Source organism: Actinomadura litoris, from assembly GCF_009733595.1.
Taxonomy (GTDB): Bacteria; Actinomycetota; Actinomycetes; order Streptosporangiales; family Streptosporangiaceae; genus Spirillospora; species Spirillospora litoris.
Genome location: NZ_WOFH01000010.1, coordinates 261944 through 287122, shown reverse-complemented (window position 1 = coordinate 287122; position 25179 = coordinate 261944). Strand labels below are relative to the sequence as shown.

Here is a 25179-nt window from a genome sequence, read left to right as displayed (position 1 = left end):
GGCTCAGTACGCCACGGTGATGCGGCGGCCCACGGCCTCGCTCTTCTCCAGCTCGTCCACCAGGGCGATCGCGTAGTCCTCGGCGCTGATGGCGCTGTTGCCGTCGGCGTCGGAGAGCAGTTGGTCGCCGCCCAGGCGGAACGTGCCGGTGCGCTCGCCGGGCTCGATCAGCGCGGCGGGCGAGATGTAGGTCCAGTCGAGGTCGCCGGCCTCGGCCCTGATCACGTCGAGCAGCGCGCCGTGCGCGAGCGCCTCGGCCTTGTAGGCGTCGGGGAACCCGGGGGTGTCCACGAGCCGGACGCCCGGCGCCGCCTCCAGGCTGCCCGCGCCGCCCACGACGACCAGGCGGCGCACGCCGGCGGCGCGCAGCCCGGCGAGGACGCCGCGCCCGGCCGCGAGCAGCGGCCCCTCCGCCTCCGAGCCGTCGCGGGGCGGCGCGATCGCGAGCACGACGGCGTCGTGGCCCTTTGCGAGCGCGGCCACGGCGGCGGCGTCGCCCGCCTCGGCCTTCGCGGTGCCCTCCGCCCCGCTCCGGGTCACGCCGGTGACCTCGTGGCCCCGGCCGCGCGCTTCCGCGGCCACCCGCGAGCCGACCATCCCGGTCGCGCCGATCAGCAGAATCCTCATTGAGACCTCCCTCGACAGCCTTACCCGGCCGAAGGTATCCATCGGATACCGCTTACTTCAAAGTTCCGCGCTTACCCCGGGGTTCCGTTGGTACCCTTTGGAAACCATGAGAGGCGACCCTTTTGACCCGAACTGCCCCACCCGGCTGATCCTCGACCGCATCGGCGACAAATGGTCGGTGCTCGTCGTCCTGACCCTGTCGGACGGCCCGCGCCGCTTCTCCCGGCTGCGCGACACGATCGGCGGCGTCACCCCCAAGGTGCTCACCCAGACGCTGCGCGCGATGGAGCGCGACGGCCTGCTCACCCGGCAGGTCTTCGCCGAGGTCCCGCCGCGCGTGGAGTACGCCCTCACCCCGCTCGGCCACTCGCTGCGGCGCCCGATCGAGGCGGTCGCCGAGTGGGCGCAGGAGAACGTCGGGGCCGTCATCGCCGCCCGCGAACGGGCCCTCCTAGGCGAGGCCCCGGCGGACGCGCGGCACGCGCCCGCCCACCCCGCCGCCCGCTGACGGCACGGAACCCCCGGCCGCCGCCCGGCATCAAACGGACGTGGTGGCCGGTTCCGGCGCGTCGCCACCGAAAACGATCAATAGCGGGCTAGAGTCCGGCCGTGCGGGCGGGTTTCTCGCGGGGGCGACCCCGACCCCCCGGACGGGTGGGACCGGTGGGAAGGCGGGGGATCCGGGCATGATGGGGAAGACGCACGCGCTGAGCGGCGCGCTCGCGTGGCTGGCGGCCGTGCCCCTGATCGCGCAGGAGCGGCTGATCGGCGACCACGCCGTCGCCCTGACGGCCGAGCAGGTCGCGGCGGGCGCGGTGGTGTGCGCGGGCGCGGCGATCCTGCCCGACATCGACCACCACAACGGGCGCATCGCCAACACGTTCGGCCCCATCACCCACGGGATGTGCAAGGGGATCGGGAAGATCTCCGGCGGGCACCGGCAGGCCACCCACTCGATCCTGTTCGCGGTCGGCGTCGGCTGGGCGATGGACGCGCTCGCCACCCACTACGTCTACGCGTGGTGGGCCTGCCTGTTCATGATCGTCGGACTGGGGCTGCGGGGCGTCGGGTTCGACTTCGAGGGCAAGGAGCCGCAGTCCGCGCTGGCCGACTGCGCGCTCGCCGCGTTCGCCGTCTGGCTCATGCACGACCTCGACATGAGCTTCGTCGGCTTCGCGGTCACGCTGGGCTGCCTCGCGCACGTCGCCGGGGACTGCCTGACCCCGCGCGGCTGCCCGGTGTTCTGGCCGCTGCGATGGCGGATCGACATCCCGATCGTCCCGCGCACGGACGGCAAGGTGGAGCGCTTCGTGGTCGCGCCCGCGCTCACGCTCGGCATCGCGATCCTCGCGGTGCGGTCGGTGCTCGGCGACGTGACCACCGAGTGGCTGACCAAGGGCTGACCCGGCGCGGGCCGGTGCCGGAGGCGCTCAGTCCAGCAGGTCCTGGAACTGCGCGCAGCTGATCCTCCCCCATCCGTGCTGGTCGGGTGCGGGCCCGTTCCAGAGCTGGACGCGCTCGACGCCGCTGATGGCCTGGGCGGTGCAGGCGATCTGGGCGAGCGCCAGGCGGGACCAGCGCCAGCGGCGGCGCTCGTCCGTGGGCACCTGGTCGACGATCAGCACCGAGGGGTCGCCCACCACCCGGGCCACGAGGGTGTGGGCGACCTCGGTGTGCAGCCCGAGGGCGAGGTCCGAGGCGGTGGGCGGCACCGACAGCTGGCCGATGGACAGGTAGGGCTGCCCCGGCAGCCCCGGGCGGACGACCGGCACCAGCCGGTCGCCGCGCACCAGGTAGACGGTGATCGCGGCGGCCTGGCTGCCGGCCGCGACCGGGCGGTCGCCCGCGCTGAGGACGCCGGTCGGCCGCACCCCGCACCCCGACGCGAGGACGCCGCCGAGCAGCACGGCGGCGAGCGCGGCCGCGAGCACGGCGGCACCGTGGCGCCTCATCCGTCCTCCCGGTCCGGGATCCACAGCGTGAACACCGCCCCCTCCGCGACAGGCCGGTCCTCTTCGGGGGCACCGTCTCCCGCGCCCGCCGGAGCCCCCTTGTTCGCGGCCTCCAGCACGCCCCCGTGCAGCATGGCGTTCTCCTTCGCGATCGACAGGCCGAGGCCGCTGCCCTCGCTGCGCGTCCGGGCGGCCTCGGCCTTGACGAAGCGGTCGAAGACCACGGCGACGAGGTCGCCGGGCAGGCCGGGGCCGTGGTCCTCGACGACCAGCGAGAGCCCGCGGACGCCCGCCCGCCCGGCGCGGCCGAAGCGCAGCGTCACCGGCGGGCGGCCGTGCCGGAGCGCGTTGCCGACGAGGTTGGCGACGATGACGTCGAACCGGCGGGGGTCGAGGCGGGCGACCAGGTCGGCGGGGCCGGTCACCGTCAGCTCGCCGGTCCAGCCGCGCGCGTGCAGGGTCGCCGCGACGGCGTCGGCCACGTTCACCTCGTCCAGGACGAGCGCGGCGGCCCCCGCGTCGAACCTGCTGATCTCGATCAGGTGCTCGACGAGCGTGCCGAGGCGGCGGGTCTCGCGGGCGACGAGCCCGGCCGCGCTGTCCTCGCCCTCGCCGCCGGCGTCGGCGGCGAGCACGTCGGTCGCCGCGACCATCGAGGTCAGCGGGGTGCGCAGCTCGTGGGAGACGTCGGCGACGAACCGGCGGGACGCCCGCTCCATCGCGCGCAGCTCGGTCACCGTCCGCTCCAGCGCCTCGGCGGTGCGGTTGAAGGTGCGGGCGAGATCGGCCAGCTCGTCGCGGCCCCGCACCGCCACCCGCGTCTCCAGCTCGCCCTCGCCGAGCGCGCGGGCCGCCGCGCCGAGCCGCCGCACCGGTTGCAGCACGCCGCGGGTGGCCAGCACCGCGAGCGCGAGCGCGAGCACCAGCGCCAGCGCGTTCTCGATCATCAGGACGCGGGTCAGCGACGCGAGGTCCCGCACCTCCTGGCGCAGGCTGGCGGTGACGTAGACGGTCGGCGGCGTCGTCCGCTCGCCTCCCCCCTCGCCCCTGCGGAAGCCGGTGACGTGCGTGCCGACCAGCAGGTAGGGGGTGCCGTTCCGCACGACGCGCTGAAATGCCAGCTGCTGCTGGGCCCGCCGCGCGAACTCCGCGCTGACCGGCACGTCCAGCAGGCCGGAGGCGGGGATGGCCAGGTCGCCCTCGTTGCGGGTCGGCACGGCCACCGCCTTGCGCCCGGGAGGCGCGGAGAGGGCGTCCACGAGCTGGGCGCCGAGGAACCCGCTGACGTCGGGCGGCAGCTCAGGCGGCACCTGCCGGGTCAGCGTCTGCCGGACGTCGGTGAGCACCGCGTCCTGGGCGCGCTGGAGCGTCGCGCGGCGCAGCAGCACGTAGGCGACGCCGGAGGCGAACATCGAGGCCAGCAGCGCGACCGCGGTGAAGGCCGCCGCGAGCCGCACCCGCAGCCCGGTGAACCAGCGGGTGCGGACCCGCTCACCGCGCCGCCGCGCCCGGCGCCGCAGCCCGGCGATCATGTGGCCGCGAACCGGTAGCCGAACCCCCGGACGGTCTCGATCAGCCGGGGCTCGGCCGGCTCGTCCTCGATCTTGGCGCGGACGCGCTGCACGCAGGCGTCGACCAGCCGCGAGTCGCCGGGGTACTCGTGCTCCCACACCGCCGACAGCAGGTGCTGGCGGGTCAGCGCCTGGCCCGGCCGCCGGGACAGCTCCAGCAGCAGCCGCAGCTCGGTCGGGGTGAGCCTGATGTCGGCGCCCGCCTTGGTCACCTTCAGCGAGGCCCGGTCGATGACGAGGTCGCCGTGGCTGGAGCGGTCGAGCGAGGTCTGGTCCGCCCGGCGCAGGACGGCGCGGATGCGGGCGTCCAGGACGCGCGGCTCGACGGGCTTGACCACGTAGTCGTCGGCGCCCGCCTCCAGCCCGAGCACCACGTCCAGGTCGTCGCCGCGCGCGGTCAGCAGGATGACCGGGAGCCCCCCGCCACCGCCGCCGAGGTCGTCGCGGCGGATGCGGCGGCAGACCTCGATCCCGTCGATGCCGGGCAGCATCACGTCCAGGATCGCGATCTCGGGCGGACGGGCGCGCAGCGCCTCCAGCCCGTCCTCGCCGGTCGCCCGGGACGTCACGCTGTGCCCGAGCCGGGAGAGCGCCAGCTCCAGCGCGACCCGGGCGGAGGGATCGTCCTCGACGAAGAGAATGCTGGCCATCCGGACATTATTGGACATCGGCGCCACCACCTCCGGCCATGTCACAAGATCCAGACAATTCCCGGACAAGATCATGACAGCCGGCGGGGACCGTGGTGTCCATGACGCTCGCCAAGGTCCCGCCGCGGCGGGTCGTCCCACCATCGCCCCCGCGGCCGGCGCCGCGCAGGCTGGCTGCCCTACCGTGGCTGCTGGTCGCGGGGGTCGTCGCCCAGGTGTGCGTCCGGCTCTGGTTCGCCCGCGCCCGGACGGGCCCGGTCGCCGACCCCGACGAGACGGGCTACCTGCTCGTGGCCCGGTGGCTGGCCGGCGGGCACGGGGCCGACTACTCGGGCCACACCTTCTACCAGGGCGGGTACCCGCTGCTGCTCGTCCCGGCGAACTGGCTGAGCGACGACCTGATGACGGTCTACACGCTCGCCATGGCGACCAACGCGCTGATCGGCGCGGCGCTGTTCCCGCTCGGGTACCTGGCGCTGCGCCGGCTCGGGCTCGCGCGGCGCCCGGCGCTGCCGCTGGCGTGGGCGGCGGCGCTGCTCCCGGAGACCACGTTCTTCGGCGCGTTCACGCTGACCGACGCGGTGCTGCCGACGCTGGTCCTCGCGTGGCTGCTGGCGCTGGACCGCTTCGTGCGGGACGGGCGGACCGGCTCGGCCGTCCTCGCGAGCGCCGCCGCGTCCTACCTGGCGTCGGTCCACATGCGCGGGACGATGCTGCTGGCCGTCCACGGCGCGGTCCTGGGCCTGCTCCTCCTCGCGGTGGTCCTCGTGCGGTGGCGGCGCGTGGCGGCCGCCGTCGGAGCCGACCGCACGGCGGCGATCACCCGCCGGGCGCGCGGCACGGCCGCCGGGCTCGCCGTCGCCGCCGCCGGGTACGCGGCGGGGGCGGCGCTGAACGCGCGCGTCAAGGCGGAGATGTACCCGGACGGCGCCAAGGACCACCTGGGCATCATGACGTCCCGGCTCACGTCGGTGTCCGGGCAGGAGTGGGCGCTGTCGGGCTCGGCCGGGCAGGTCTGGTACATGATCGTCGCGACCTGGGGGCTGGCCGGGATCGGGCTCGCCGCCGTCCTCGCGACGCCGCTGCGCCGCCGGGCCCCGGCCGCGGACCGCGTGATGGCCGCCGTGCTGCTGGTCGCCACCGCCGGCGTCGCCTACTCCTCCTCCGCCGCGCTGCCCGACGAGCACCGCATCGGCAACTACGCCTACGGGCGCTACCTGTCGTGCATCGTGCTGGTGTACGCGCTGGTCGGAGCGGTGGCGCTGCTGCGGTCGAGGACGCGGCGCGCCGCCCAGCTCACGGCGGCGGGGGCGCTCCTGCTCTCCGGATCGGCCGCGTGGGTCACCGCCTACGCGGGCGACAGGCTGGAGACCTTCGGCTTCATCGCGTTCGACTTCCCCGAGCCCATGTTCCTGACCGGGGACCGCACCGCGCTGCACATGCCGGAGGTCACGCTCGCGGGCGCGGGGCTGCTGTGCTGCGCGCTGCTGCTGACGCGGGCGCGCGTCCCCCGGGTCGCGGCCCTGCTGCTGGCGGGCGGCCTGGTCGGGATCAACCTCGCCGCGATGACGTTCGCGATGGGCCCGAAGCAGGACCGCGTCCGCCCCGCCTCGCCGCTGGCCGGGCCGCAGGCGGGCGGCGTCGTCGTGGACCAGTCGGTCTACTGGGTCCTCAGGGTCAAGTTCCAGTACCCGGTGGACTGGACGCGCGTCGAGCGCCCCTACGGCCAGCGGAACCGGCCGCCCGCGCCCGGCGTGTGCACCGTCGTGCTGCCGCTGCCGAACGGCACGGCCCCCGAGGCGTCCTGGCCCGCGCACCCGCCCGCCTGGCGGTTCCGCGCGGGGCGCGCCTACTCCACCGGATGGGTGACCTGGTGGGATCCGGCGTGCCCGGCCGCCCGCCGGTGACGCTCCGGCGCCGGGACACCCGCCGGGTCACCCGTCGTGTCAGTAGCGGGTGACGAGCGCGATGCGGTCGTGGTCGACCAGGAAGCCGTCGGAGACGAACGTCACCTGGCCGCCGTACTCCAGCGCGGTCTCGATGACGTCGTCGACGGCGTCGTCCACCACGTCCGCGCCGCGCAGCACGCCCGGCATGCCCTCGACCGGGACGAGGTCGTTCTCGGTCCGCACGGCGGGCGCGTAGTAGCCGCGCTCGACGACCAGGTGCTCGCCGCGCCCCTCCTCGACCAGCCGCGCGACCTCGCACAGCCCGCCCGCGTAGCGCTGGGCGCCGCGGGCGCCCTCCAGCTCGGTGAGCACGGCGACCTCGCGGCGGTCCTCGTAGGCGGCCAGCGCCGGGCGGGCCGCCTCGACCAGCGCGCTCGGCGCCGCGCCCTCGTGGCTGCCGTCGACGCGTCCGGCCACCCGGATGTGCGGGCCCGCGACCTCGTCGAAGAACGCCTGGTGGCGCGTCACGCCCGCGACGACCAGCGGGCGGCGGTCCCGGGCGAGGACCCGGTCGAGCGCGGCCACGACGTCGCGCATCATCCGGCGGTGGCGCTCGTCGCCGTTCTGCGCGCCGCGCGGGGACTGGCGGCCCGAGCCCTCCTCGTCCAGCCGGTCCGGCCCGACGGGGAAACCGTCGCGGACGTGCTCGGTGAGGTCGGCGCCCTCGCCGCCGTCGCCGTCCCAGAGCCGGGACGCCTGGTCGGACAGGGACAGCAGCCAGTAGCGGAGGGTGCGGGTGTGGTCGGCGACGAGGTCGCGGGTGGCGAACCCGGCGTCGACGACGACCCGCTCGTCCACCGGCTGGCCGACCGTGAACGCGTGGTGCTCGCCGCCGGGCGCGGCGAACAGCACCAGCCCGTCGGCGGGGTGGCGCGGGTCGAGGTCGCCGGCCGCCCGCTCCAGCCCGCGCAGGACGTGGTCGGCGGCGTCGGGCGTGACGCGGACGTCGGCGTCGAGGCGGCGGCGCACCTCGGCGAGGAGGTTGCGGAGGCGGATCGGGTCCTGGCGGTTGGCCGGGGCGGCGCGGTGGGTCGGCATCAGCACCGAGACGGCGGGATAGGCCCTCGGTTTGCGCAGGTCGGCAAGGGTGGCAGCGTCCATGATCCCCCGATCGGTAGCGTGCTCCACTGCTGTCTCTTTTCTACCCACACCTACGTAAACGAGGGGTAAGTGCCGTTTGAGGATCGTGCCCGGGCCGCCCGCTTGCCGCCCCCTGGCGGTCAGGCGCGCAGGCCGTCCAGCGCCACCCTCGTGAGGGCGTCGTCCGCGCGGGCGCCGGGGCGGCAGACCACGACGCTGAGCAGCTCGACGACCTCGCGGGGGCTGATGTCGCCGCGGACCGTCCCCTCCTCCTGGGCCTGCCGGGCGAGCGCTTCGAGCAGGCCGTTGAGCTCGTCCTGCAACTCCAGCCGCTCCTCCGGCGCCTCGTTCTCCTCGGCGAGCGCCTTGATGAGCGCGAGCGGCTGGCCCGCGCAGTAGCCGACGTAGCGCGCGATCACGTCCCGGCGCGGGACGTCCTGCTCCGCCAGCGACCGCAGCCCCGTGCGCAGGCAGCGCAGCGACCGCCCGGCGATCTCCTCCACCAGCGCCCGCCGGTCGGGGAAGTGCCGGTAGAGCGTGCCCACGCCGAGGCCCGCGGCCCGCGCGATCTCCTCCATGGACGCGGCGGGCCCGCTCACCGCGAACCGGTCGAGGGCCGCCTCGACGATCAGCTCGCGGTTGCGCCGCGCGTCGGCTCGCACCGTCCCGCCCCCTCTCCGGCCCGGTCGCCGTCACCGGAATCCGGAATTCAGTTTATCCTGGCGGAACCTGAAGCTCCGATTCATGTTGGAGGACGCCATGCGCATCGGACTGTTCGCCCCCGCCGGAGGCGCACCCCTGGAGGACGCCGTCGGGTGGACCCGCGCCGCCGCGGCCGCCGGCCTCGACAGCGTGTTCTACGGCCACGTCAACGGCTGGGACGCGCTGATGGTCGCCGCGCTCGCCGGACGCGAGGCCCCCGGGATCGAGGTCGGCACCGCCGTCATGCCGACCTACCCCCGGCACCCGCTCGCGCTCGCGAGCCAGGCGCTGACCGCGCAGGCGATGAGCGGAGGCCGGTTCACGCTCGGCGTCGGGCCGAGCCACCGGGCGGTGATCGAGGACGCGCACGGCCTCCTCTACGGGCGGCCGGTGCGGCACGTCCGGGAGTACCTGGCGGCGCTGCGGCCGCTGCTGCGCGGCGAGGACGTCCGCTACGAGGGCGAGACGGTGAAGGTCGCGGCGCGGGTCGACGCCCCGGGCGCCGAGCCGCCCCAGGTGATCGTCTCCGCGCTGGGCCCGCTGATGCTCAAGGCCGCCGGAGAGCTGGCCGACGGCGTGACGACCACCTGGACGGGGGCGGACGCGATCGCCGACCACATCGTGCCGTCGGTCACCGCCGCGGCGGAGGGGGCGGGGCGTCCGGCGCCGCGCGTCCTCGCGGGCGTCCTCGTCGCGCTCACGGCCGACCCGGACGGCGTGCGCGCCGCCATCGCCGACCGGTACGGCTTCGCCTCGGACTTCCCCGGGTACCGCGCGGTCCTCGACCGGCAGGGCCTCGCGGGCGTCCACGAGACCGTCGTCGCGGGCGACGAGCGGACCGTCGAGCGTGAGCTGCGCCGGTTCGCCGACGCGGGCGCGACCGACCTGCTGATCAGCCCGTTCGGCGACGCGGCGGCCCGGGAGCGCGTCATCGCCTTCGCCGCCGCGCTCCGGCGGCCCGACCCGGCCGTCAGCCGGGGGTGATGAAGCCCGTCTCGTAGGCGAGGATGACCGCCTGCGTCCGGTCGCGGGCCTGGAGCTTGCCGAGGACGTTGCCGACGTGCGTCTTCACCGTCTGCGGGCTGACGAACAGCTCCTGGGCGATCTCGGCGTTGGAGTGGCCCTTGGCCACCAGCCGCAGCACGTCCGCCTCGCGCTCGGTGAGCCGCCCGTGCCAGGGCGCCGAGCCCGGGGCGTCCCCGGCGGGGCCGTGCGAGGCGGCCAGCGCGCGGATCGCGGCGGGGAACAGCAGGGTGTCGCCGTGCGCGACCATCCGGACCGCCTGGAGGATCTCCTCCGGGCGCGTCCGCTTGAGCAGGAAGCCGTTCGCGCCCGCCTTCAGCGCGTCGTAGACGTACTCGTCGTTCTCGAACGTGGTGACGACGATGATCCGGGGCGGCTCGGGGACGGTGTCGAGGATGCGCCGGGTGGCCTGGATGCCGTCCAGCCTCGGCATCCGCACGTCCATCAGGATGACGTCGGGGCGCAGCCGCGACACCGCCCCCGGCACCTCGGCGCCGTCGGAGGCCTCGCCGACCACGGCCAGGTCGTCCTCGGCGTTGATGATCGCCGCGAGTCCCGCCCGGATCAGCCGCTCGTCGTCGACCAGCAGCACCTTGATCGTCATGTCCCGGACCTTAGCGGCAGCGACACGTGGATCCGCCACCCGCCCTCCTCCGGACCGGCGGACATCTCGCCGCGCAGCACGGTCACGCGCTCGCGGATCCCGTCCAGGCCGCGCCCGCCGCCGTGCCGGGACGCCTCGCCGCCGGGCGCGCCGAGCGGATTGCTCATCTCCATCTCCAACCGCTCCCCCACCACGCCGAGGCGGAGCCGCACCGGGACCTTCCCGGCGTGCCGCAGCGCGTTCGTCAGCCCCTCCTGCACGATCCGGTACGCCTCCCGGGACACGGCGGCGGGCACCTGCCCGACCTCCGCGCCCACCTCCGAGTCGAGCTTCACGCCGGCGATCCGCGTCTGCTCCAGCAGCCGTCCGAGGTCGGCGAGCGTCGGCTGCGGCGCCGTGCGGGACGGGTCCTCGCGCAGCAGCCCGAGGACGTGGTCGAGGTCCTCCAGCGCGGCCCGCGCCGACTCCTCGATCGCGCCGAGCGCCTCCCGCGCGAACGCCGGGTCGCTGTCGAGGACGCGCCCGGCGGCGCCCGCCTGGAGCGTCACGACGCTGAGCGCGTGCCCGACCGAGTCGTGCAGCTCGCGGGCCAGCCGGTTGCGCTCGGCGAGCTTGACCGCCCGCGCCTGCACGGCGGCGAGCCGCTCGGCGGCCGACGGGCCGAGGAAGCGCGGCGCGAGCCGGGACAGCAGCGCGCCCGCCCCCACGATCACCGCGAGCAGCGCCGCGAGCGCCACGAGGCCCGCGAACGGCGACGGCCACTGGGGCCAGTAGTCCCGCCAGCCCCACGCCTCCATGAACCGCGTGTCCCAGCCGACGGCGGGCGCGAGGAGCAGCACGAGCGCGAACGGCGGCACGGCCAGGCTCAGGCCGCTGACCACCACGCCCGCGAACAGGTGCAGCGTGAACCACGCGCCCGCGCGGACGCGGCTCTCCCACGTCCGCGCCGACCCGGGCACGAGCGCGGCGGCGGGCCCGGCGAGCAGCTCCTTGGCGAGCGAGCCCTCCAGCAGCCGCACGGTCGGGACGAGCCCGGTCACGAACGTCGCCGCGCCCGGCATCACCAGCAGCATCAGCACGCTCTCGACGAAGTTGCTGCCGATCGGAAGAACGGGGATGAGGCTGATCGCGAGGAACCAGTACGGCATGAGCAGCGCGCCGCCCACGACGAGATGCGACCAGCGCCGCCAGGTCGTGCGCCGGGCGAGCGGGCCGAGTACGAGCGTCACGCCCCCGATCCTCGCAGATCACGGCGCCGCGCCCCTCCCCCGCGAGGGGGAGGGGCCGGGGCGCTCAGGAGGGGGCCTTGCCCGCGTCGTCGTCGTGCCCGTCCCCCTCGACCGCCTCCGCCAACTCGGGCTCGGGCTCGGGCCCGGCGGTGGGCTCGTCCTTCTCCCCGCCGCCCTTGGCGGCGCGGTCGCGCTCGGCGAGCTTGGCGAGGCGGGCGTTGTAGGCGGCCAGCTCGTCGTCGCGGGGGTCGCCGCCGGGCGCCCCGGCGCGGTCGGCCCTGCGGTCCAGCCGCCGGGCCTGCCGCTGGTCGTCGAAGTACCACTGGAACGCCAGGAAGATCAGGACGATGAACGTCGGGATCTCGCCGAAGCCCCACGCGATCGCGCCGCCGTTGTGCTGGTCGTTCAGGACGGTGCCGCCCCACGGCGGGTCGACGGCCTGGTACCAGCCGCGCGCCAGCGGCTGGCTGAGGTTCATCAGCGCGATGCCGAAGAACGCGTGGAACGGCATCGTGACGAACAGCAGCATCAGCCGCCCCGGGTAGGGCAGCTTCTTCGGCGCCGGGTCGACGCCGAGCAGCACCCAGAAGAACAGCGACCCGGCGAGCAGGAAGTGCAGCGTCATCGCGATGTGCCCGAGATGGTTGCGCATCGCGGACTCGAACAGCGAGGTGAAGTACAGGACGAACGTCCCCGCCACGAAGATCACCGTGGCGACCGCCGGGTGCGCGATGATCGCGGTGAACCGGCTGTGCAGCGCCGCCGTCAGCCACTCGCGCGGCCCCCGGTCGCCGCGGATCGCGGCGGGTTTCAGCGCGCGCAGCGCGAGCGTCACCGGGGCGCCGACGACCAGGAAGATCGGCGTCAGCATGTTCAGCACCATGTGCTGCACCATGTGGACGCTGAACAGGATCTGCGAGTACTTCGCGACGCCCGTCTCGGTCACGAGCAGGATCGTGAGCAGCCCGACGAACCAGGAGACGGTGCGTCCCATCGGCCAGGAGTCGCCGCGCCGCCGCAGCCGGACGACACCGGCGAGGTAGACCCCGCCGAGCACGGCGACCAGCGCGGCGAACGTGAAGTCGAACTGGCCGAGCTGCGCGAGCCGTCCGGCGGTGAGCTCGGGCGGCATGTCGAAGCCGACCAGCGCCTTGACCGGCGTCTCCTCGCCGGTCGGCGGGGGCGGCGCGGTGCGCGCCAGCGCCACGGCGAGGCCCACCGTCGAGGCCATCACCACGACCTCGGCGCTCGCCAGCCGCGTGAACGCCCACGGCCTGCGGTCGGCGAGGGCGGGCAGCGTCCGGTTCCGGTGCCACCAGCCGACGTAGCCGAGGACGGCGAACGCCGCGATCTTGCCGAGCGCGAGCCGTCCGTAGTCGGTGTCGACCATCTCGGCGGGATCGGGCAGCCGGGAGATCACGTTGACGAAGCCGCTGACGCCGACGGTGACGTAGCACCACAGCGCCATGCGGCTGAACCGCTCGGCCATCACCGGCAGCCTGTCGCGGCCCAGCAGCGCGTGCGCGGCGACCACGATCAGGCCGCCGACCCAGGGCGCGATCGCGGCGACGTGCAGGGCGACGCCGGTCACGGCGACCGAGTGGTTCGCGGCGGAGGCCGAGTGCCCGGTCAGCGGCGGCGGCAGCAGCGCCGCGCCCGCCAGCGCCAGCAGCCCGAACGTCGCGGCCGGGGTGGTGGTCGTGCGGGCCAGCAGCGCCACGACGACGGCGAGCAGCACCACGAGCATCAGAGCGGTGCCCTGCGGCAGCGACCCGACGTAGCTGCTCAGCTCGCTACCGGTGACGACCTCGCCGACCGGCTGGCCGAGCACGTCCGCGACCGTGAACACGAGGTTGGCCGCGGCGGCCGCGGCCCAGGCGGCGGCGGTCCAGGACGCGGCGCGCAGGTAGCCGACGGCGTCCGCCGACAGCGTGCCGGTGCCCTGCCGGGCGCCCGCGGCCTGCCGTCCGCCGCGCGCGGTCTCCAGCGGGAGCAGCACGGCGGCGGCCAGCAGCGTGCCGATGGTCAGCGTGGCCGCGAGGTCCATCACCATCCGGGAGCCGGGCAGCCCCCAGCGGGTGACGACGCCCGCGTCGCCGAGGCCCGGGATGACCTTCTCGGTGACCGAGCCGCCGAGGATCAGCCCCGCCACCAGGACCACGACGGCCGCGACCGAGGCGGCGGCGGCGGTGCGGGCGACCGCGAGGACGCCGCTCCTGCCCACCGCGCCCGCGCCCCGGCCCGCCGCGTCCCTGCCCGCCGCGTCCCTGCCCGCCGCGCCCTTACTCACCGCTGCCCCTACTCACCGCTGTCGGCCGCCGGGTGCTTGCGCCTGGCCCGGAGCACGATGACCACGCCGATCAGGATGCCGACGAGCACGCCGCCGCCGATCAGCACCCACATGACCGTGCCGGAGCCGCCGTCGTCCTTCTCGGCCTGCTCCTGGTCGATCTTGAGGGGCTGCTCGTTGGTCGTGGCGGCGGCGCCCGTCTGCTCCTGGGCGCCGACACCGCCGGCGCTCGGGGACGCCGCGGGCTTGTCGCCGGTCCCGCCGCCGCCCTCGGTGCCCGCGCCGGCGCCCGCGCCGTCGGCGGTCGCGGTGAACTTCAGGTCGTCGCCCTCGATCGGGTGGCCGTCCTCGCCGACCACCCGGTAGGCGACCGTGTAGGACCCGGCGGGCAGGGCGCCCGTCAGCTTCTGCGTGACGGTCGTCCCCGACCGCTCGGCCTCGCCCGCCTGGAACGTCTTGTTCGCCTTGTCCCGGACGATCACCTTGGCGACGCTGATCTTGTCGCTGAAGACGAGCTTGACCTCGGTGACCGGGCCCGCCGACGCGCCCTTGCCGGGCGTGCTGCTGACCAGCTTGGTGTGGGCGAGCGCCGGGGTCGCGGTGACGGTGCCGAGGGCGAGGGCGACGGCGGCGGCGAGGCCGAACCGGCGCAGCGGCCGGCGGGGCGTGTGGATCTTCATGGGCGGCCGGGTTCTCCAGTGGTGGATGGGGTGGGCCCCCAGCCTACTGACGCCCCGGCGTTACCAGACCCTGGCCCGGCAGCACATATGGAGCAGCGAGACGGTCCAGATCGTCCGCGAATGCCGCGGGGAGAGGGATTCCCATGGTCAGGCCGGGGCCGGCCCAGGTCAGCAGTCGCATCCGCAGCAGTCGCAGTCCCCGCAGCAGTCGCAGCAGTCGCAGCACCCGTCGCAGTGCCGGGTGCACCAGCAGCGGTCGCCGCAGCTCTTCGCGTGGTACTCGCTCCACTCGGGCTGGAAGACGCCGCAGGTGAAGCAGACGGCCGCGCCGGTCAGGCACGGCACCGGCCAGCCGGGGCGCCGGTCCGGGGGCCGGTGGCCGTGCCCTCCGCCACCGCCCCAGCCGCCACCGCCGCCACCGCCGCCCCAGCCGTCCCCGCCGCCGTTGCCCCAGTCCTGCGGCTCGCCGGCGCGCCGGGGCGGCGGGTACTGGCCGGGCGAGTAGCCGGGAGGCGGCGGGTACTGACCGGGCGGGTACTGCCCGTGCGGCGGCTGCCCGGGGGCGGGCGGGTAGGCGGCGAACACCCGGTCGACGGTGCGGCGCACCTCGCGGCCCAGCAGCGCCCGGACGAGGCGCGGGTTCTCCATCTCCACCTCCGCCAGCGCGAGCCGCAGCCCGTGCAGCGCGTCCTCGACGTGGCGGCGCGCCTGCGCGGGGGTGGTGCCGGTGGCCAGGAGCGGGTTGTAGGCGCCGGACGCCCGGTCGGCGGCGACGTCCTCGACGGCGTCGACCAGGTGCGCGACGCGGCCGAAGAACCGGCCCGCCTCGGCGAGCGGCTCGGCGTTGCCCTCCCGTCCCGCGAGGACGGCGGTGTGCGCGAACACGGCCGCGACGGCGGTCTCGGTCGGCTCGGTCAGCTCCAGCAGGCCGAGTCCGGGCGCCGCCTCCAGCAGCGGCTGCCGCGCCACCGCGTCCCGCAGGACGGACGGGTCGAAGCCGACCGCCGCGCCGGTGCGGGCGCCCGCCGCGTCCCACCGTCCGGCCACCCGGCCCGCGGCGGCAGCGACGAGGCGGCGGGCGTAGGGGCCGTCGCCGTCGGCCACGTGGTCGCGGGTCTTGCCCGCCGCGAGCAGCAGGGACGCGGCGGCGGCGAGCTGCGCGCCGCGCGCCTTCGCGGTCACGACCTCGGCGGTCTTCAGCCCGCGCAGCGCGCACGGCCCGGCCTTGCGGCGCGGCGACAGCTCCGGCGCCTGCGCCTCGGCGAGCACCGACACCAGCAGCCCGTCATAGTTGGTGACGAGCCGCGCGGCGTGGCCGTGCTCGGCCCGCAGCGTCAGGCACAGCCCGCACAGGTGGGCCATCCAGTCCTTGAAGAGCGACCCGCACAGGACATGCCTGCACGGGCGTACGACACCGAACATTCCCGAAGAACTCCCCACCTGAGGCGACTCGCTGCATTACCGCTTTCATGATCACGTAGATGATCATTTCCGGCGGACCGGCCCCCCCGGTACGTCCCCGGGTCAGACGCCCACGCAGGTCAGCGCGCGGCGGTAGGCGGCCATCTGCGGCTCGTCGGCCGGGCCCGTCGCCGCCAGCACCTCGGCGAGGTCGAACCACGCCTGCGCGGCCTCGCGGGAGGACTCCATCTCCTCCAGGCAGGTCGCGGCGCGGGTGAGCACCTCGGCGGCGCGCTCGCGGCGGCCCAGCCGCACGCACGCCTCGCCGAGCACGGTCAGCGCCCCGGCGGTCGCCCGGCGCGGCGCGTCCCCGAGCAGGTCGATGGCCTCCTCGGCGAGCCGCACCGACTCGGCGGGGCGGCCGAGCACGGTCTCGGCGCGGGCCAGCTCGGTCAGGCACCAGGCGACGTCGATCTCCCCGGCGGAGCTGGCGGTGATCTCGCCGCGCACCCGGTTCAGCATCTCGCGGGCGCGGGCGGCCTGGTCGGGACGGGCGCGCAGCAGCAGCCCGGCGTGGATGACGCGGAGCCGGTTGAGGTTGCGCGGGTCCTCGCCGTCCCCGGCGAGCATCAGCGCCCGCTCGGCGAGCGCGACGCCCTCCTCGTACTCGCCGCGGATCTCGGCGACGTAGGCGGCCTCCCAGTAGGCGACCATGCGGGCGCGCGGCGTACCGATCCGCTCGGCGCGCTCGACGAGCTGGGCGGCCAGGTGCCGGGCCCGGACGAGGTCGCCGCGCTCGATGAACGCCGACAGCAGCGCGGCGCCGAGGTGGACGGCCGCGTCGGTGGAGTCGGCGCCGGTGGAGATCAGGTGCCGCAGCGCGCCCTCGGCGGCCTGCACGCCCGCGCTGATGTCGCCGCGCTCGCGCAGGCAGCGGCTGAGCGCGACATGGACCTTCGCCCAGTGGTCGAGGTCGGCCTCGGCGGAGGCCTCCTCGGTCAGCTCCAGCAGCCCGGTGATCGCCTCCTCCAGGTCGCCGGACGCCTCCAGCGCCAGCGCGTAGCCCCACCGCGCCTGGTGCAGCATCTCCGGCAGCGCGACCGCGTCGGAGTTGGCGAGCACCTCGGCGAACCGGGCCCGCGCCTCGGCGGCGGCGCCGTTCTGCAGCGCGATCTCGGCGTAGTCGAGCGTGACGCGCAGCTCGTCCACCACGTCCTCGCTGACGCCGCTGACCAGGTAGGTGGCCGAGCAGTTCAGCTTCGCGGCGAGCAGGTCGACCACGCTCGGGGCGGGCACCCGCTTGTCGCTCTCGATCAGCGAGATGTAGCTGTCGGACAGCTCGGGGAAGGCGAGCTGCGCCTGGCTCACGCCCTGCCGGATCCGCAGGGCGCGGATGCGCTGCCCCAGTGTCTCCCGGTCCATCGTTTGACCACCGCCTACAAGGTGCTCGCCCAGCGCGTGGCGCGCGGGGCGAGGAAGAAGTCGACTCGATCCTCTAGTGTGCCGAGGTCACGGCCCGTCAGGTCCGCTATTCGCCGGATACGGTACCGAAGCGTGTTCAGTTGGACGCGCAGCCGTGTCGCCGGCACGCCGGGAGCGGCTCGCCCGCCCGCCGCGTTCGCCGATTCTGGCATTTCACACCTGGGCAGGCTATAGCGGACGCCGCTCGTCACGCAGCACGGGACCGAAATCACCGCCGCGCGCCACCTCGCTCCACGGTTCCGAGCGGCCTGCGGCTAACCTGACCTCGCCGTTTTCCGAGACCCCGCGCCGAACCGGAGCGTCCGCATGTCCCTGTCCAAGAACGCCCAGGCCGACCCGCCCCCGTCCGGGCCGCTGGACCGGTGGTTCGACCTGACCGGACGGGGGACGAGCGTCGCGCGGGAGCTGCGCGGCGGGGTCACGACGTTCTTCGCGATGGCCTACATCATCCTGCTGAACCCGATCATCCTCGGCAAGGCGCGCGACGTCACCGGCGCGGCGCTGTCGGTCCCGCAGCTCACCACCATGACCGCGCTGTCGGCGGCGGTCACCACGGTGATCATGGGGCTGGTCGGCAACGCGCCGCTCGCGCTGGCCGCCGGGCTCGGCATCAACGCGGTCGTGGCGTTCCAGGCGGCGCCCGTGATGACCTGGCCGCAGGCGATGGGCCTGGTGGTGATCGAGGGCGTGATCATCGTCGTGCTGGCGCTGACCGGCATCCGCGAGCGGATCATGAACTCGATCCCGCTGGCGCTCAAGCACGCGATCGCGGTCGGCATCGGCGCGTTCCTCGCGCTGGTCGGCCTGGTCGACGCCGGGTTCGTCACCTCCAGCGCCACGAGCCCGCCGCTGGCGCTCGGCACCGGCGGCCACCTGGAGACCTGGCCGACGCTGGTGTTCGCGGGCACGCTGCTGCTGATGATCGCCCTGTACGCGCGGCGGATGCCGGGCGCGATCCTGCTCAGCATCATCGTCGGGACGGTCGCGGCCGTGGTCATCGAGGCGAACGCCTCGATCCCCAAGGGCGGCTGGGGCGTGGTCACCCCCGACATGCCCGACAAGCTGTTCGCCGCGCCCGACTTCGGGCTGTTCGGCGAGGTCGACCTGTTCGGCGGGTTCGGCCGCGCCGGGGTCATCACCGCGCTGGTCGTGCTGTTCACCCTCGTCCTGTCCGGGTTCTTCGACGCGATGGGCACGATCCTCGGGATCAGCGACGAGGCGGGGCTCGTCGGCGAGCGCGGCGAGGTGCCGAGGCTCGGCCGCATCCTGTCGGTGGACGGGCTGTCGGCCGCGTTCGGCGGCCTCACCAGCTCCTCGGCGAACACGGTGTTCGTCGAGTCGGCCGCCGGCGTCGGCGAGGGCGCCCGCACCGGCCTGGCCAACCTCGCCACCGGCGCGCTGTTCGCGGCGACGCTGCTGCTCACCCCGCTGGCCGCGGTCGTCCCCGCGCAGGCCGCCGCGCCCGCGCTGGTCGTGGTCGGCGCGCTGATGATGACCCAGGTCGCCAAGGTCGACTGGAGCGACCTGGAGATCACGATCCCGGCCTTCCTGACCATCGTGCTGATGCCGTTCACCTACTCGATCACGATCGGGATCGGCGGCGGGATGGTCGGCTACGCGGTCATCAAGATCGCGGTCGGCAGGTGGCGCGAGGTGTCGGTGTGGCTGTGGCCGGTGGTGGCCTTGTTCCTCGTCTTCTTCGCGATTCACCCCATTGAGGAGTGGCTGAACGTCAAGTAATCGCCTCCAGCGCCGTCCTCTCCGCCGGTTTCGATGTCCCGGACCCCGTTCCGGGTGTCAAATAGTGCCGTCATGGCGTAAGCAGAAGGTAGAGGCTTACCTCCCGGCGTGAAAGGCATGGCTGTGGCGTCCGCGGACTCTCCCCCCCACCCGTCCCCGCGCGGCCACGTCCTGCTGGCCCCGGGCCGGTTCCGCGGGGCGCTGAGCGCCGCCGAGGTCGCCGCGCACCTGGCGGCCGGGCTGCGCCGCGTCCGGCCGGACGTCCCGCTGGTCGAGCTGCCCGTCGCCGACGGCGGCGACGGCACCGTCGACGCGGCGGTCGCGGCCGGGTGGCGGCGGGTCGAGGTCGAGGTGTGCGGGCCCACCGGGCGCCCCGTCACCGCGCGGCTGGCGCTGCGCGGGCAGAGCGCGGTGGTGGAGCTGGCCGAGGCGTCCGGGCTGCGGCGGCTCCCGGGCGGGCGGCCCCGCCCGCTCGTCGCCTCCAGCGTCGGAACGGGCCAGCTCCTCGGCCACGCGGTGCGGCTCGGCGCCCGCCGCATCGTGCTCGGGCTCGGCGGCGGCGCCTGCACCGACGGCGGCGCGGGGCTCGTCCAGGGGCTCGGCGGGCGGCTGCTGGACGCGCTCGGCAAGGACCTGCCGCCCGGCGGCGCCGCGCTGCGCTCGCTGCACGCGCTCGACCTGCGCGGCCTGCCCGACCTGTCCTCCGTCGAGGTGGTCGTCGCGGGCGAGGCCGCCGGGCCGCTGCTCGGCCGCGGCGGCGCGGCGGCGGTGGGCGGGCCGCGCCGGGGCGCGAGCCGCGACGAGGTCGCGCTGCTGGACGCGGGGCTGCGCCGCTGGGCCGACCTCGCGGAGGCGGCGTCCCGGCGCGCCTCCCGCGACCTGCCGGGCGCGGGAGCCAGCGGCGGCGTCGGGTTCGCGGCGCTCGCCTTCCTCGGCGCGCGGATCGAGCCCGGCGCCTCCCTGATGCTCGACCTGCTCGGCTTCGCCGAGAAGGCCCGCGGCGCGTACCTGGTCGTCACCGGCGAGGGCTCGCTCGACAGCCGCTCCCTGCGCGGCGCCGCGCCGATGGGCGTCGCGCGGGCGGCGGCGCGGGCGGGCGCCCCGGTCGTCGCGGTCGCCGGGCAGCGCGCCCTCACCGGCGAGCGGCTCCGCCGGGCCCGGATCCAGGCGGTGTACGCGCTCGCCGACATCGAGCCCGACGAGGAGCGCCGCGTCCGGCGGTCGGGGGCGCTGCTGGAGCAGCTCACGGTCGCGATCGCCGACGAGTGGCTGCCCCCCTCGGGGCTGCCGCCGGTACGGCCGTCCGTGCCGCCGCCCGCGCCGCCGTCCGAGCCGTGAGCGGATCGCTCCATTCCGGGCCCGGCGCGGTCGCCGGCGGCGGGTTCTGGGCCCCTGTATTGCTTTACACAGTGTTATCGAAATCGCCGATGCGTTTGCATCCTGCTCATGGCGGGGTGCGCGCGCGGGCCCCCACGCTGGAGGCGTAGCCCCTGCCAGCAGGTCCTGGTCAGCGTTGACGGAGGAGCGGCCGTGAAGATCGGCGTCCCGCAAGAGATAAAGAACCACGAGTACCGGGTGGCCATCACCCCGGCGGGCGTGCACGAGCTCAGCCGGCACGGCCACGAGGTGTTCGTCGAGCGCGGCGCCGGGCTCGGCTCGGCGATCCCCGACGAGGACTTCACCGCCGCCGGCGCCAAGATCCTGGACGGCCCCGACGAGGTGTGGGCCGAGGGCGACCTGATCCTCAAGGTCAAGGAGCCGATCGCGGCGGAGTACCACCGGATGCGCTCGGGCCAGACGCTGTTCACCTACCTGCACCTCGCCGCGTCCCGCGAGTGCACCGACGCCCTGCTGGCGTCCGGGGTGACGGCGGTCGCCTACGAGACCGTCCAGCTGCCCGACCGCTCGCTGCCGCTGCTGGCGCCGATGTCGGAGGTCGCCGGTCGGCTCGCCCCGCAGGTCGGCGCCTACAACCTGATGGCCTTCAACGGCGGGCGCGGCGTGCTGCCCGGCGGGGTGCCCGGGGTGGCGCCCGCGAAGGTCGTGGTGATCGGCGGCGGCGTGTCCGGGCTGAACGCGGCGCAGATCGCGGTCGGCATGGGCGCCGACGTGACGATCCTCGACGTCAACGTCGACCGGCTCCGCCACATCGACGCGATCTACCAGGGCCGGCTGCGGACGCTGGTGTCCAACTCGCTGACGATCGAGCAGCAGGTGCGCGCCGCCGACCTCGTCATCGGCGCCGTGCTGATCCCCGGTGCCAAGGCGCCGACGCTGGTGTCCAACGACCTCGTCGCCGGGATGAAGTCGGGCTCGGTGCTCGTCGACATCGCGATCGACCAGGGCGGCTGCTTCGAGGACTCCCGTCCCACCACGCACGCCGACCCCACCTACCGCGTGCACGACTCGATCTTCTACTGCGTCGCGAACATGCCCGGCTCGGTGCCGAACACCTCCACCTACGCCCTCACGAACGTGACGCTGCCCTACGCGGTCGCGATCGCCGACAAGGGCTGGCGGCAGGCCCTGCGCGACAACACCGCGCTCGCCCTCGGCCTCAACACCCACGCGGGCGAACTCGTCTACGACCACGTCGCCGAGGCCCACGGGCTCCCCCACACCACCCTGGCCTCCGTCCTCGCCTGATCGAACCCGCCCCCGTGGGCCCTACAGTGGGGCCCATGGGGGAACTGATCGTCCTGCGGCACGGCGAGACCGAGTGGAGCCGCGCCGGACGCCACACCGGGCGCACCGACCTTCCGCTGACCGAGCACGGCGAGCGGCAGGCGCGGGCGCTCGCCGCGCCGCTGGAGGCGCGCCGGATCGTCCGCACCGTGTGCAGCCCGGCCGAGCGCGCCCGCCGCACCGCCGAGCTGGCCGGGCTCGCGGTGGACGACGTGGACCCCGACCTGTGGGAGTGGGACTACGGCGGCTACGAGGGCATCACGTCGGCGGAGATCCGCGAGCACCGCCCCGACTGGTACCTGTGGGACGACGGGGTGGTCCCGGGCGACGCCGAGCACCCCGGGGAGAGCGTCGAGAGCGTCGGCGCCCGCGTGGACGCGGTGCTGGCGCGCGTGCGGCCGCTTCTGGACGACGGCGACGTCGCGCTGGTCGCGCACGGGCATGTGCTGCGCGTCCTCACCGCCCGCCACCTCGGCCTGGAACCCGCGCTCGGACGCCTGTTCGCGCTGGGCAACGGCACCGTCTCGACGCTCGGCGCCGAGCACGGGCGGCCGGTGGTCACGTCCTGGAACACCCCGGCGGGCTGACCGCGCGGTGCCCGCCGCCACGAGCGCGGGCGCGGAGCACACGTCACCTAGCGCATAGGATACCCCTAGGGGGATCATCCCCGAGGGGTACCCCCGGAGCCGCCCCGAGATCGATTGCGAGGACGGACATGGCGACCAGCGAGACCCCCACCCGCGGGTACACCGCGACCAAGGACCAGTTGCAGACCCGGCTCCGCCGGATCGAGGGCCAGGTGCGCGGCATCGACCGCATGGTCGAGGACGACCGCTACTGCATCGACGTGCTCACCCAGATCAGCGCCGTCCAGGCCGCGCTGGACAAGGTGGCCCTCGGCCTGCTGGACGGGCACGTGCGGCACTGCGTCGCCGAAGGCGCCGAGGAGGGCAAGGGCGAGGCGATGTCGACCGAGCTGATGGCCGCCGTCGGCCGCCTCATGCGCCGAGGGTGAATTCATCGAAGCCCCGGCCCAGGGCACTCGCCTGGCGGCTCGGGGCGTGACCGCGCCTTGGGCGGGCGCGGCATCGCTTCGCGATCTTCCCAATGGGGGCTCGCCGCCGGCGTCGCCCCCATCGCTCAGCCGCGCGCCCGCGTGACGGCCGAGGTCTCTCTGGGGCTTCGCTAGTCCTCGCGGTCCTGGGACGACGGCGCGATCGGGCAGACCACCTGGAAGCCCGGGGCCCCGGCGACGTCCTCGGGGGCGGGGGACTTGGTCTCGGGGTCCGGGTCGTCCAGGGCGGCGACCTCCATCATGTGGATCATCGTGCGCCAGCCCTCCAGGAAGTGGCGGCGTTCGACCGGGCCGAGCGCCTCCAGCGTCATCCGGAGCGGGCGCAGGCGCCGCCAGGCGAAGCGCTCGACGCGCTCGCGGTGGTTCTCGTGCAGGGTGACGATCATGCGGCGGCGGTCGCGGGGGTCCGGGCTGCGCTCGACGAAGCCGCCGCGCTGGAGTTCGCCGACGAGCTGGCTGACGGTGGCGGGGCTGAGCGCCATGTGCCGGGCGAGCACGCCGACGGACACCGGGCCGTTCAGCACGAGCGCGAACAGCACGGGCACGTGCCGGGGGCCGAGACCGGCCTCCTCGCAGAGCTTGAGCAGTTCCCGGGCCTCGGCGTGGCGGCCCGAGGACTTCATCGTCCGCACCATCCGGCCCATGAGCTGGATCACCGTCTCCAGGTCGGCGTCGACCGAATTTTCGGCGCTACCTGAATCGTCGGTCATGTCTTGAAGTTCAACATATTTCGTGGTGCACTGCCAACACGTTGAAGTTCAAGACGTTTACCTAGTCACGCGAACGACCAAGGGGACCCGACCATGACCGAGAGCCCTCCCGCCAAGCTCGCGCCGCCCGGCACGGGCGCGGCCGACCCCCCGTCGGACAGGCTGGACCGGCAGGTGATCGTGCTCGGCCTCGTCATCGTGGCGGGCACGATTATGGCGATCCTGGACACCACGATCGTCAACGTGGCGCTCCAGACGCTGGGCCACGACTTCGACGCGGGCCTGTCCACCATCCAGTGGGTGATCACCGGCTACATGCTCGCGCTCGGCACCGTCATCCCGCTCACCGGCTGGGCCATCGACCGCTTCGGCGGGCGGCGCGTGTGGATGTCCTCGATCGTGTTGTTCGTCCTCGGGTCGGCCCTGTCGGGCGCGGCCTGGAACATCGAGTCGCTCATCGCCTTCCGGGTGGTGCAGGGGCTCGGCGGCGGCATGCTGATGCCGACCGGCATGGCGATCTTGACGATGGCCGCCGGGCCGCGCCGGATCGGCCGGATCATGAGCATCGTCGGCGTGCCGATGCTGCTCGGGCCGGTACTCGGGCCGGTGCTCGGCGGCTGGCTCGTCCAGGACGTCGACTGGCGCTGGATCTTCTTCGTGAACCTTCCGGTCGGCGCGGCCGCGCTGGCGCTGGCGTGGTGGAAGGTGCCGCACGAGCACGGTGAGCGCGACGGCCGCGCCTCCACGGCGCTCGACCTGCGCGGGCTGTTCCTGCTGCCGCCCGGTTTCGTCCTGCTGATCTACGGGCTGTCGACCGCGAGCAGCAACGGGGGCTTCGGCGACGCGGCCACGATCGGCTGGCTGGTCGCCGGGTTGGTGCTGCTGGCGCTGTTCGTGCCGCACAGCCTGCAACGCAAGGAGAAGTCCCTGATCGACGTCCGGCTCTTCGCCGACCGGACGTTCGCGACCGCCTCGCTCGCGATCTTCCTCGTCGGCATCGCGCTGCTCGGGTCGATGCTGCTGATCCCGCTCTACTACCAGAGCGCGCGCGGCGAGGGCGCGCTCGCCGCCGGGCTGCTGCTCGTCCCGCAGGGCCTCGGCGCCGCGACCGCGATGCCGCTCGCGGGCGTGATCACCGACAAGTTCGGCGCCGGACGGATCGTCCCGGTCGGCATCGTGCTGCTGTGCGTCGGGACCGTCCCGTTCGCGCTGGTGGACGCGGACACCTCCTACTGGCTGCTCGGCTCCGCGCTGTTCGTGCGCGGCCTCGGGCTCGGCTCCACGATGATGCCGACGATGTCGGCCGCGCTGGTCACGCTGAACCGGGCGGCGATGTCGCGCGCGTCCAGCTCGCTCCAGATCCTCGTCCAGCTCGGCGGCTCGGTCGGGACGGCGCTGCTGGCGGTCATCCTGTCCCGCCAGATCAACGACCGGATCCCGCAGTCGGGCGGCGGCGGTGGCGCGGGCGGCATGGGCGAGATCCCCGACCGCGTGCGCGAGCAGATCGCGCCGAAGCTGGCGGACGCGTTCGGCAGCACGTTCTGGATCTCGCTCGCGCTGACGGCCGTGATGATCGTCCCGGCGCTGCTCCTCCCCCGCCAGGGCGTCCGCGCCAAGGACGCACCGCCGCCGGTGGGCTGAGGCCGCCCCCGGCGACCTCAGCCGTCGCGCGGGCGCGTGGCCGAGCGGTGGGGCCGACGACGCGGGCGCGGCCCCACCGCGAAGATCG

At 74.8% G+C, this 25179-nt stretch carries 24 protein-coding genes; 10 read left to right on the top strand and 14 right to left on the bottom strand.

Annotation, left to right across the window (positions count from 1 at the left end):
- Positions 1 to 3: 3 nt before the first annotated feature.
- Positions 4 to 627: an NAD(P)-dependent oxidoreductase gene (locus GNZ18_RS27250; RefSeq protein WP_156219388.1), complete on the bottom strand. Its 624-nt coding sequence runs from the start codon at positions 625 to 627 to the stop codon at positions 4 to 6.
- A 106-nt stretch (positions 628 to 733) separates the two neighbouring features.
- On the opposite strand from GNZ18_RS27250, the gene GNZ18_RS27245 reads away from it, so the two are divergent.
- The gene (locus GNZ18_RS27245; protein WP_156219387.1) at positions 734 to 1135 is read left to right on the top strand and encodes a winged helix-turn-helix transcriptional regulator; all 402 of its coding nucleotides are present in this window, start codon (positions 734 to 736) and stop codon (positions 1133 to 1135) included.
- Positions 1136 to 1313: 178 nt separating this feature from the next.
- Positions 1314 to 2030, top strand: a complete 717-nt coding sequence (locus tag GNZ18_RS27240) for a metal-dependent hydrolase (protein ID WP_173390894.1) — start codon at positions 1314 to 1316, stop codon at positions 2028 to 2030.
- Positions 2031 to 2057: 27 nt separating this feature from the next.
- Here GNZ18_RS27240 and GNZ18_RS27235 read toward each other — a convergent pair whose 3' ends face one another.
- The 3 genes from GNZ18_RS27235 to GNZ18_RS27225 are packed head-to-tail and all read right to left on the bottom strand — an operon-like array spanning position 2058 to position 4800.
- Entirely contained in the window at positions 2058 to 2579 is a 522-nt protein-coding gene (locus GNZ18_RS27235; protein ID WP_156219386.1) for a hypothetical protein, read from the bottom strand.
- On the bottom strand, positions 2576 to 4111 hold the full coding sequence (locus GNZ18_RS27230; protein WP_156219385.1) for an ATP-binding protein: 1536 nt from the start codon (positions 4109 to 4111) through the stop codon (positions 2576 to 2578). The genes GNZ18_RS27235 and GNZ18_RS27230 overlap by 4 nt, the downstream gene beginning before the upstream one ends.
- A complete protein-coding gene (locus tag GNZ18_RS27225; RefSeq protein WP_156219384.1) occupies positions 4108 to 4800 on the bottom strand; it encodes a winged helix-turn-helix domain-containing protein in 693 nt (230 codons plus the stop codon). The genes GNZ18_RS27230 and GNZ18_RS27225 overlap by 4 nt, the downstream gene beginning before the upstream one ends.
- A 101-nt stretch (positions 4801 to 4901) precedes the next feature.
- Here GNZ18_RS27225 and GNZ18_RS27220 point away from each other — a divergent pair, with 101 nt between their 5' ends.
- Complete coding sequence (locus tag GNZ18_RS27220) at positions 4902 to 6707, top strand: hypothetical protein (protein ID WP_156219383.1); 1806 nt, start codon at positions 4902 to 4904, stop codon at positions 6705 to 6707.
- 39 nt (positions 6708 to 6746) lie between these two features.
- Here the strand turns inward: GNZ18_RS27220 and GNZ18_RS27215 are convergent, their stop codons facing one another.
- Together GNZ18_RS27215 and GNZ18_RS27210 are read right to left on the bottom strand one after the other, a co-directional pair.
- Entirely contained in the window at positions 6747 to 7850 is a 1104-nt protein-coding gene (locus GNZ18_RS27215) for a baeRF3 domain-containing protein (RefSeq protein WP_156219382.1), read from the bottom strand.
- Positions 7851 to 7969: 119 nt separating this feature from the next.
- The gene (locus GNZ18_RS27210; RefSeq protein WP_312874767.1) at positions 7970 to 8491 is read right to left on the bottom strand and encodes a TetR/AcrR family transcriptional regulator; all 522 of its coding nucleotides are present in this window, start codon (positions 8489 to 8491) and stop codon (positions 7970 to 7972) included.
- A gap of 97 nt (positions 8492 to 8588) precedes the next feature.
- On the opposite strand from GNZ18_RS27210, the gene GNZ18_RS27205 reads away from it, so the two are divergent.
- A complete protein-coding gene (locus tag GNZ18_RS27205; RefSeq protein ID WP_156219381.1) occupies positions 8589 to 9515 on the top strand; it encodes a TIGR03564 family F420-dependent LLM class oxidoreductase in 927 nt (308 codons plus the stop codon).
- Here the strand turns inward: GNZ18_RS27205 and GNZ18_RS27200 are convergent.
- The 7 genes from GNZ18_RS27200 to GNZ18_RS27170 form a co-directional block, all read right to left on the bottom strand.
- Positions 9502 to 10158 (bottom strand): response regulator, encoded by a 657-nt coding sequence (locus tag GNZ18_RS27200; protein ID WP_156219380.1) that lies wholly within the window; start codon positions 10156 to 10158, stop codon positions 9502 to 9504. The two genes, GNZ18_RS27205 and GNZ18_RS27200, sit on opposite strands and share 14 nt — an antisense overlap.
- On the bottom strand, positions 10155 to 11387 hold the full coding sequence (locus tag GNZ18_RS43805) for a sensor histidine kinase (protein WP_312874766.1): 1233 nt from the start codon (positions 11385 to 11387) through the stop codon (positions 10155 to 10157). Before GNZ18_RS43805 ends, GNZ18_RS27200 begins: the two co-directional genes overlap by 4 nt.
- A 64-nt stretch (positions 11388 to 11451) precedes the next feature.
- Positions 11452 to 13677 (bottom strand): bifunctional copper resistance protein CopD/cytochrome c oxidase assembly protein, encoded by a 2226-nt coding sequence (locus GNZ18_RS27190; protein ID WP_312874765.1) that lies wholly within the window; start codon positions 13675 to 13677, stop codon positions 11452 to 11454.
- 8 nt (positions 13678 to 13685) lie between these two features.
- Positions 13686 to 14357: a copper resistance protein CopC gene (locus GNZ18_RS27185; protein ID WP_156219379.1), complete on the bottom strand. Its 672-nt coding sequence runs from the start codon at positions 14355 to 14357 to the stop codon at positions 13686 to 13688.
- Positions 14358 to 14525: 168 nt separating this feature from the next.
- Positions 14526 to 15779 (bottom strand): DUF5685 family protein, encoded by a 1254-nt coding sequence (locus tag GNZ18_RS27180; protein ID WP_156219378.1) that lies wholly within the window; start codon positions 15777 to 15779, stop codon positions 14526 to 14528.
- A gap of 102 nt (positions 15780 to 15881) precedes the next feature.
- A complete protein-coding gene (locus tag GNZ18_RS27175; protein ID WP_156219377.1) occupies positions 15882 to 17180 on the bottom strand; it encodes a helix-turn-helix domain-containing protein in 1299 nt (432 codons plus the stop codon).
- A 14-nt stretch (positions 17181 to 17194) separates the two neighbouring features.
- On the bottom strand, positions 17195 to 17392 hold the full coding sequence (locus tag GNZ18_RS27170) for a helix-turn-helix domain-containing protein (protein ID WP_156219376.1): 198 nt from the start codon (positions 17390 to 17392) through the stop codon (positions 17195 to 17197).
- A 154-nt stretch (positions 17393 to 17546) separates the two neighbouring features.
- On the opposite strand from GNZ18_RS27170, the gene GNZ18_RS27165 reads away from it, so the two are divergent.
- The 5 genes from GNZ18_RS27165 to GNZ18_RS27145 all read left to right on the top strand — a co-directional run bounded on the left by GNZ18_RS27165 (position 17547) and on the right by GNZ18_RS27145 (position 22680).
- Positions 17547 to 18980, top strand: a complete 1434-nt coding sequence (locus GNZ18_RS27165) for an NCS2 family permease (protein WP_156219375.1) — start codon at positions 17547 to 17549, stop codon at positions 18978 to 18980.
- 117 nt (positions 18981 to 19097) lie between these two features.
- Positions 19098 to 20318, top strand: a complete 1221-nt coding sequence (locus GNZ18_RS27160; RefSeq protein ID WP_156219374.1) for a glycerate kinase — start codon at positions 19098 to 19100, stop codon at positions 20316 to 20318.
- Positions 20319 to 20510: 192 nt separating this feature from the next.
- Positions 20511 to 21626 (top strand): alanine dehydrogenase, encoded by a 1116-nt coding sequence (gene ald / locus GNZ18_RS27155; RefSeq protein WP_214617677.1) that lies wholly within the window; start codon positions 20511 to 20513, stop codon positions 21624 to 21626.
- A 35-nt stretch (positions 21627 to 21661) separates the two neighbouring features.
- Positions 21662 to 22252 (top strand): histidine phosphatase family protein, encoded by a 591-nt coding sequence (locus GNZ18_RS27150; RefSeq protein WP_156219372.1) that lies wholly within the window; start codon positions 21662 to 21664, stop codon positions 22250 to 22252.
- A 128-nt stretch (positions 22253 to 22380) separates the two neighbouring features.
- On the top strand, positions 22381 to 22680 hold the full coding sequence (locus GNZ18_RS27145; protein ID WP_156219371.1) for a metal-sensitive transcriptional regulator: 300 nt from the start codon (positions 22381 to 22383) through the stop codon (positions 22678 to 22680).
- Positions 22681 to 22850: 170 nt separating this feature from the next.
- Here the strand turns inward: GNZ18_RS27145 and GNZ18_RS27140 are convergent, their stop codons facing one another.
- Positions 22851 to 23450 carry a MarR family winged helix-turn-helix transcriptional regulator gene (locus GNZ18_RS27140; RefSeq protein ID WP_156219370.1) on the bottom strand — a complete coding sequence of 200 codons (600 nt, stop codon included), beginning with the start codon at positions 23448 to 23450 and terminating at the stop codon, positions 22851 to 22853.
- A gap of 93 nt (positions 23451 to 23543) precedes the next feature.
- Here GNZ18_RS27140 and GNZ18_RS27135 point away from each other — a divergent pair, with 93 nt between their 5' ends.
- Positions 23544 to 25091 carry a DHA2 family efflux MFS transporter permease subunit gene (locus tag GNZ18_RS27135; protein WP_156219369.1) on the top strand — a complete coding sequence of 516 codons (1548 nt, stop codon included), beginning with the start codon at positions 23544 to 23546 and terminating at the stop codon, positions 25089 to 25091.
- The last annotated feature ends 88 nt before the right edge of the window (positions 25092 to 25179 follow it).

Bases quoted from the DNA above. Each gene is read 5' to 3' on its own strand.
- GNZ18_RS27250 (WP_156219388.1), bottom strand. From the start codon at position 627: ATGAGGATTCTGCTGATCGGCGCGACCGGGATGGTCGGCTCGCGGGTG.
- GNZ18_RS27245 (WP_156219387.1), top strand. From the start codon at position 734: ATGAGAGGCGACCCTTTTGACCCGAACTGCCCCACCCGGCTGATCCTC.
- GNZ18_RS27240 (WP_173390894.1), top strand. From the start codon at position 1,314: ATGATGGGGAAGACGCACGCGCTGAGCGGCGCGCTCGCGTGGCTGGCG.
- GNZ18_RS27235 (WP_156219386.1), bottom strand. From the start codon at position 2,579: ATGAGGCGCCACGGTGCCGCCGTGCTCGCGGCCGCGCTCGCCGCCGTG.
- GNZ18_RS27230 (WP_156219385.1), bottom strand. From the start codon at position 4,111: ATGATCGCCGGGCTGCGGCGCCGGGCGCGGCGGCGCGGTGAGCGGGTC.
- GNZ18_RS27225 (WP_156219384.1), bottom strand. From the start codon at position 4,800: ATGGCCAGCATTCTCTTCGTCGAGGACGATCCCTCCGCCCGGGTCGCG.
- GNZ18_RS27220 (WP_156219383.1), top strand. From the start codon at position 4,902: ATGACGCTCGCCAAGGTCCCGCCGCGGCGGGTCGTCCCACCATCGCCC.
- GNZ18_RS27215 (WP_156219382.1), bottom strand. From the start codon at position 7,850: ATGGACGCTGCCACCCTTGCCGACCTGCGCAAACCGAGGGCCTATCCC.
- GNZ18_RS27205 (WP_156219381.1), top strand. From the start codon at position 8,589: ATGCGCATCGGACTGTTCGCCCCCGCCGGAGGCGCACCCCTGGAGGAC.
- GNZ18_RS27200 (WP_156219380.1), bottom strand. From the start codon at position 10,158: ATGACGATCAAGGTGCTGCTGGTCGACGACGAGCGGCTGATCCGGGCG.
- GNZ18_RS27185 (WP_156219379.1), bottom strand. From the start codon at position 14,357: ATGAAGATCCACACGCCCCGCCGGCCGCTGCGCCGGTTCGGCCTCGCC.
- GNZ18_RS27180 (WP_156219378.1), bottom strand. From the start codon at position 15,779: ATGTTCGGTGTCGTACGCCCGTGCAGGCATGTCCTGTGCGGGTCGCTC.
- GNZ18_RS27175 (WP_156219377.1), bottom strand. From the start codon at position 17,180: ATGGACCGGGAGACACTGGGGCAGCGCATCCGCGCCCTGCGGATCCGG.
- GNZ18_RS27170 (WP_156219376.1), bottom strand. From the start codon at position 17,392: ATGCCAGAATCGGCGAACGCGGCGGGCGGGCGAGCCGCTCCCGGCGTG.
- GNZ18_RS27165 (WP_156219375.1), top strand. From the start codon at position 17,547: ATGTCCCTGTCCAAGAACGCCCAGGCCGACCCGCCCCCGTCCGGGCCG.
- GNZ18_RS27160 (WP_156219374.1), top strand. From the start codon at position 19,098: ATGGCTGTGGCGTCCGCGGACTCTCCCCCCCACCCGTCCCCGCGCGGC.
- GNZ18_RS27150 (WP_156219372.1), top strand. From the start codon at position 21,662: ATGGGGGAACTGATCGTCCTGCGGCACGGCGAGACCGAGTGGAGCCGC.
- GNZ18_RS27145 (WP_156219371.1), top strand. From the start codon at position 22,381: ATGGCGACCAGCGAGACCCCCACCCGCGGGTACACCGCGACCAAGGAC.
- GNZ18_RS27140 (WP_156219370.1), bottom strand. From the start codon at position 23,450: ATGACCGACGATTCAGGTAGCGCCGAAAATTCGGTCGACGCCGACCTG.
- GNZ18_RS27135 (WP_156219369.1), top strand. From the start codon at position 23,544: ATGACCGAGAGCCCTCCCGCCAAGCTCGCGCCGCCCGGCACGGGCGCG.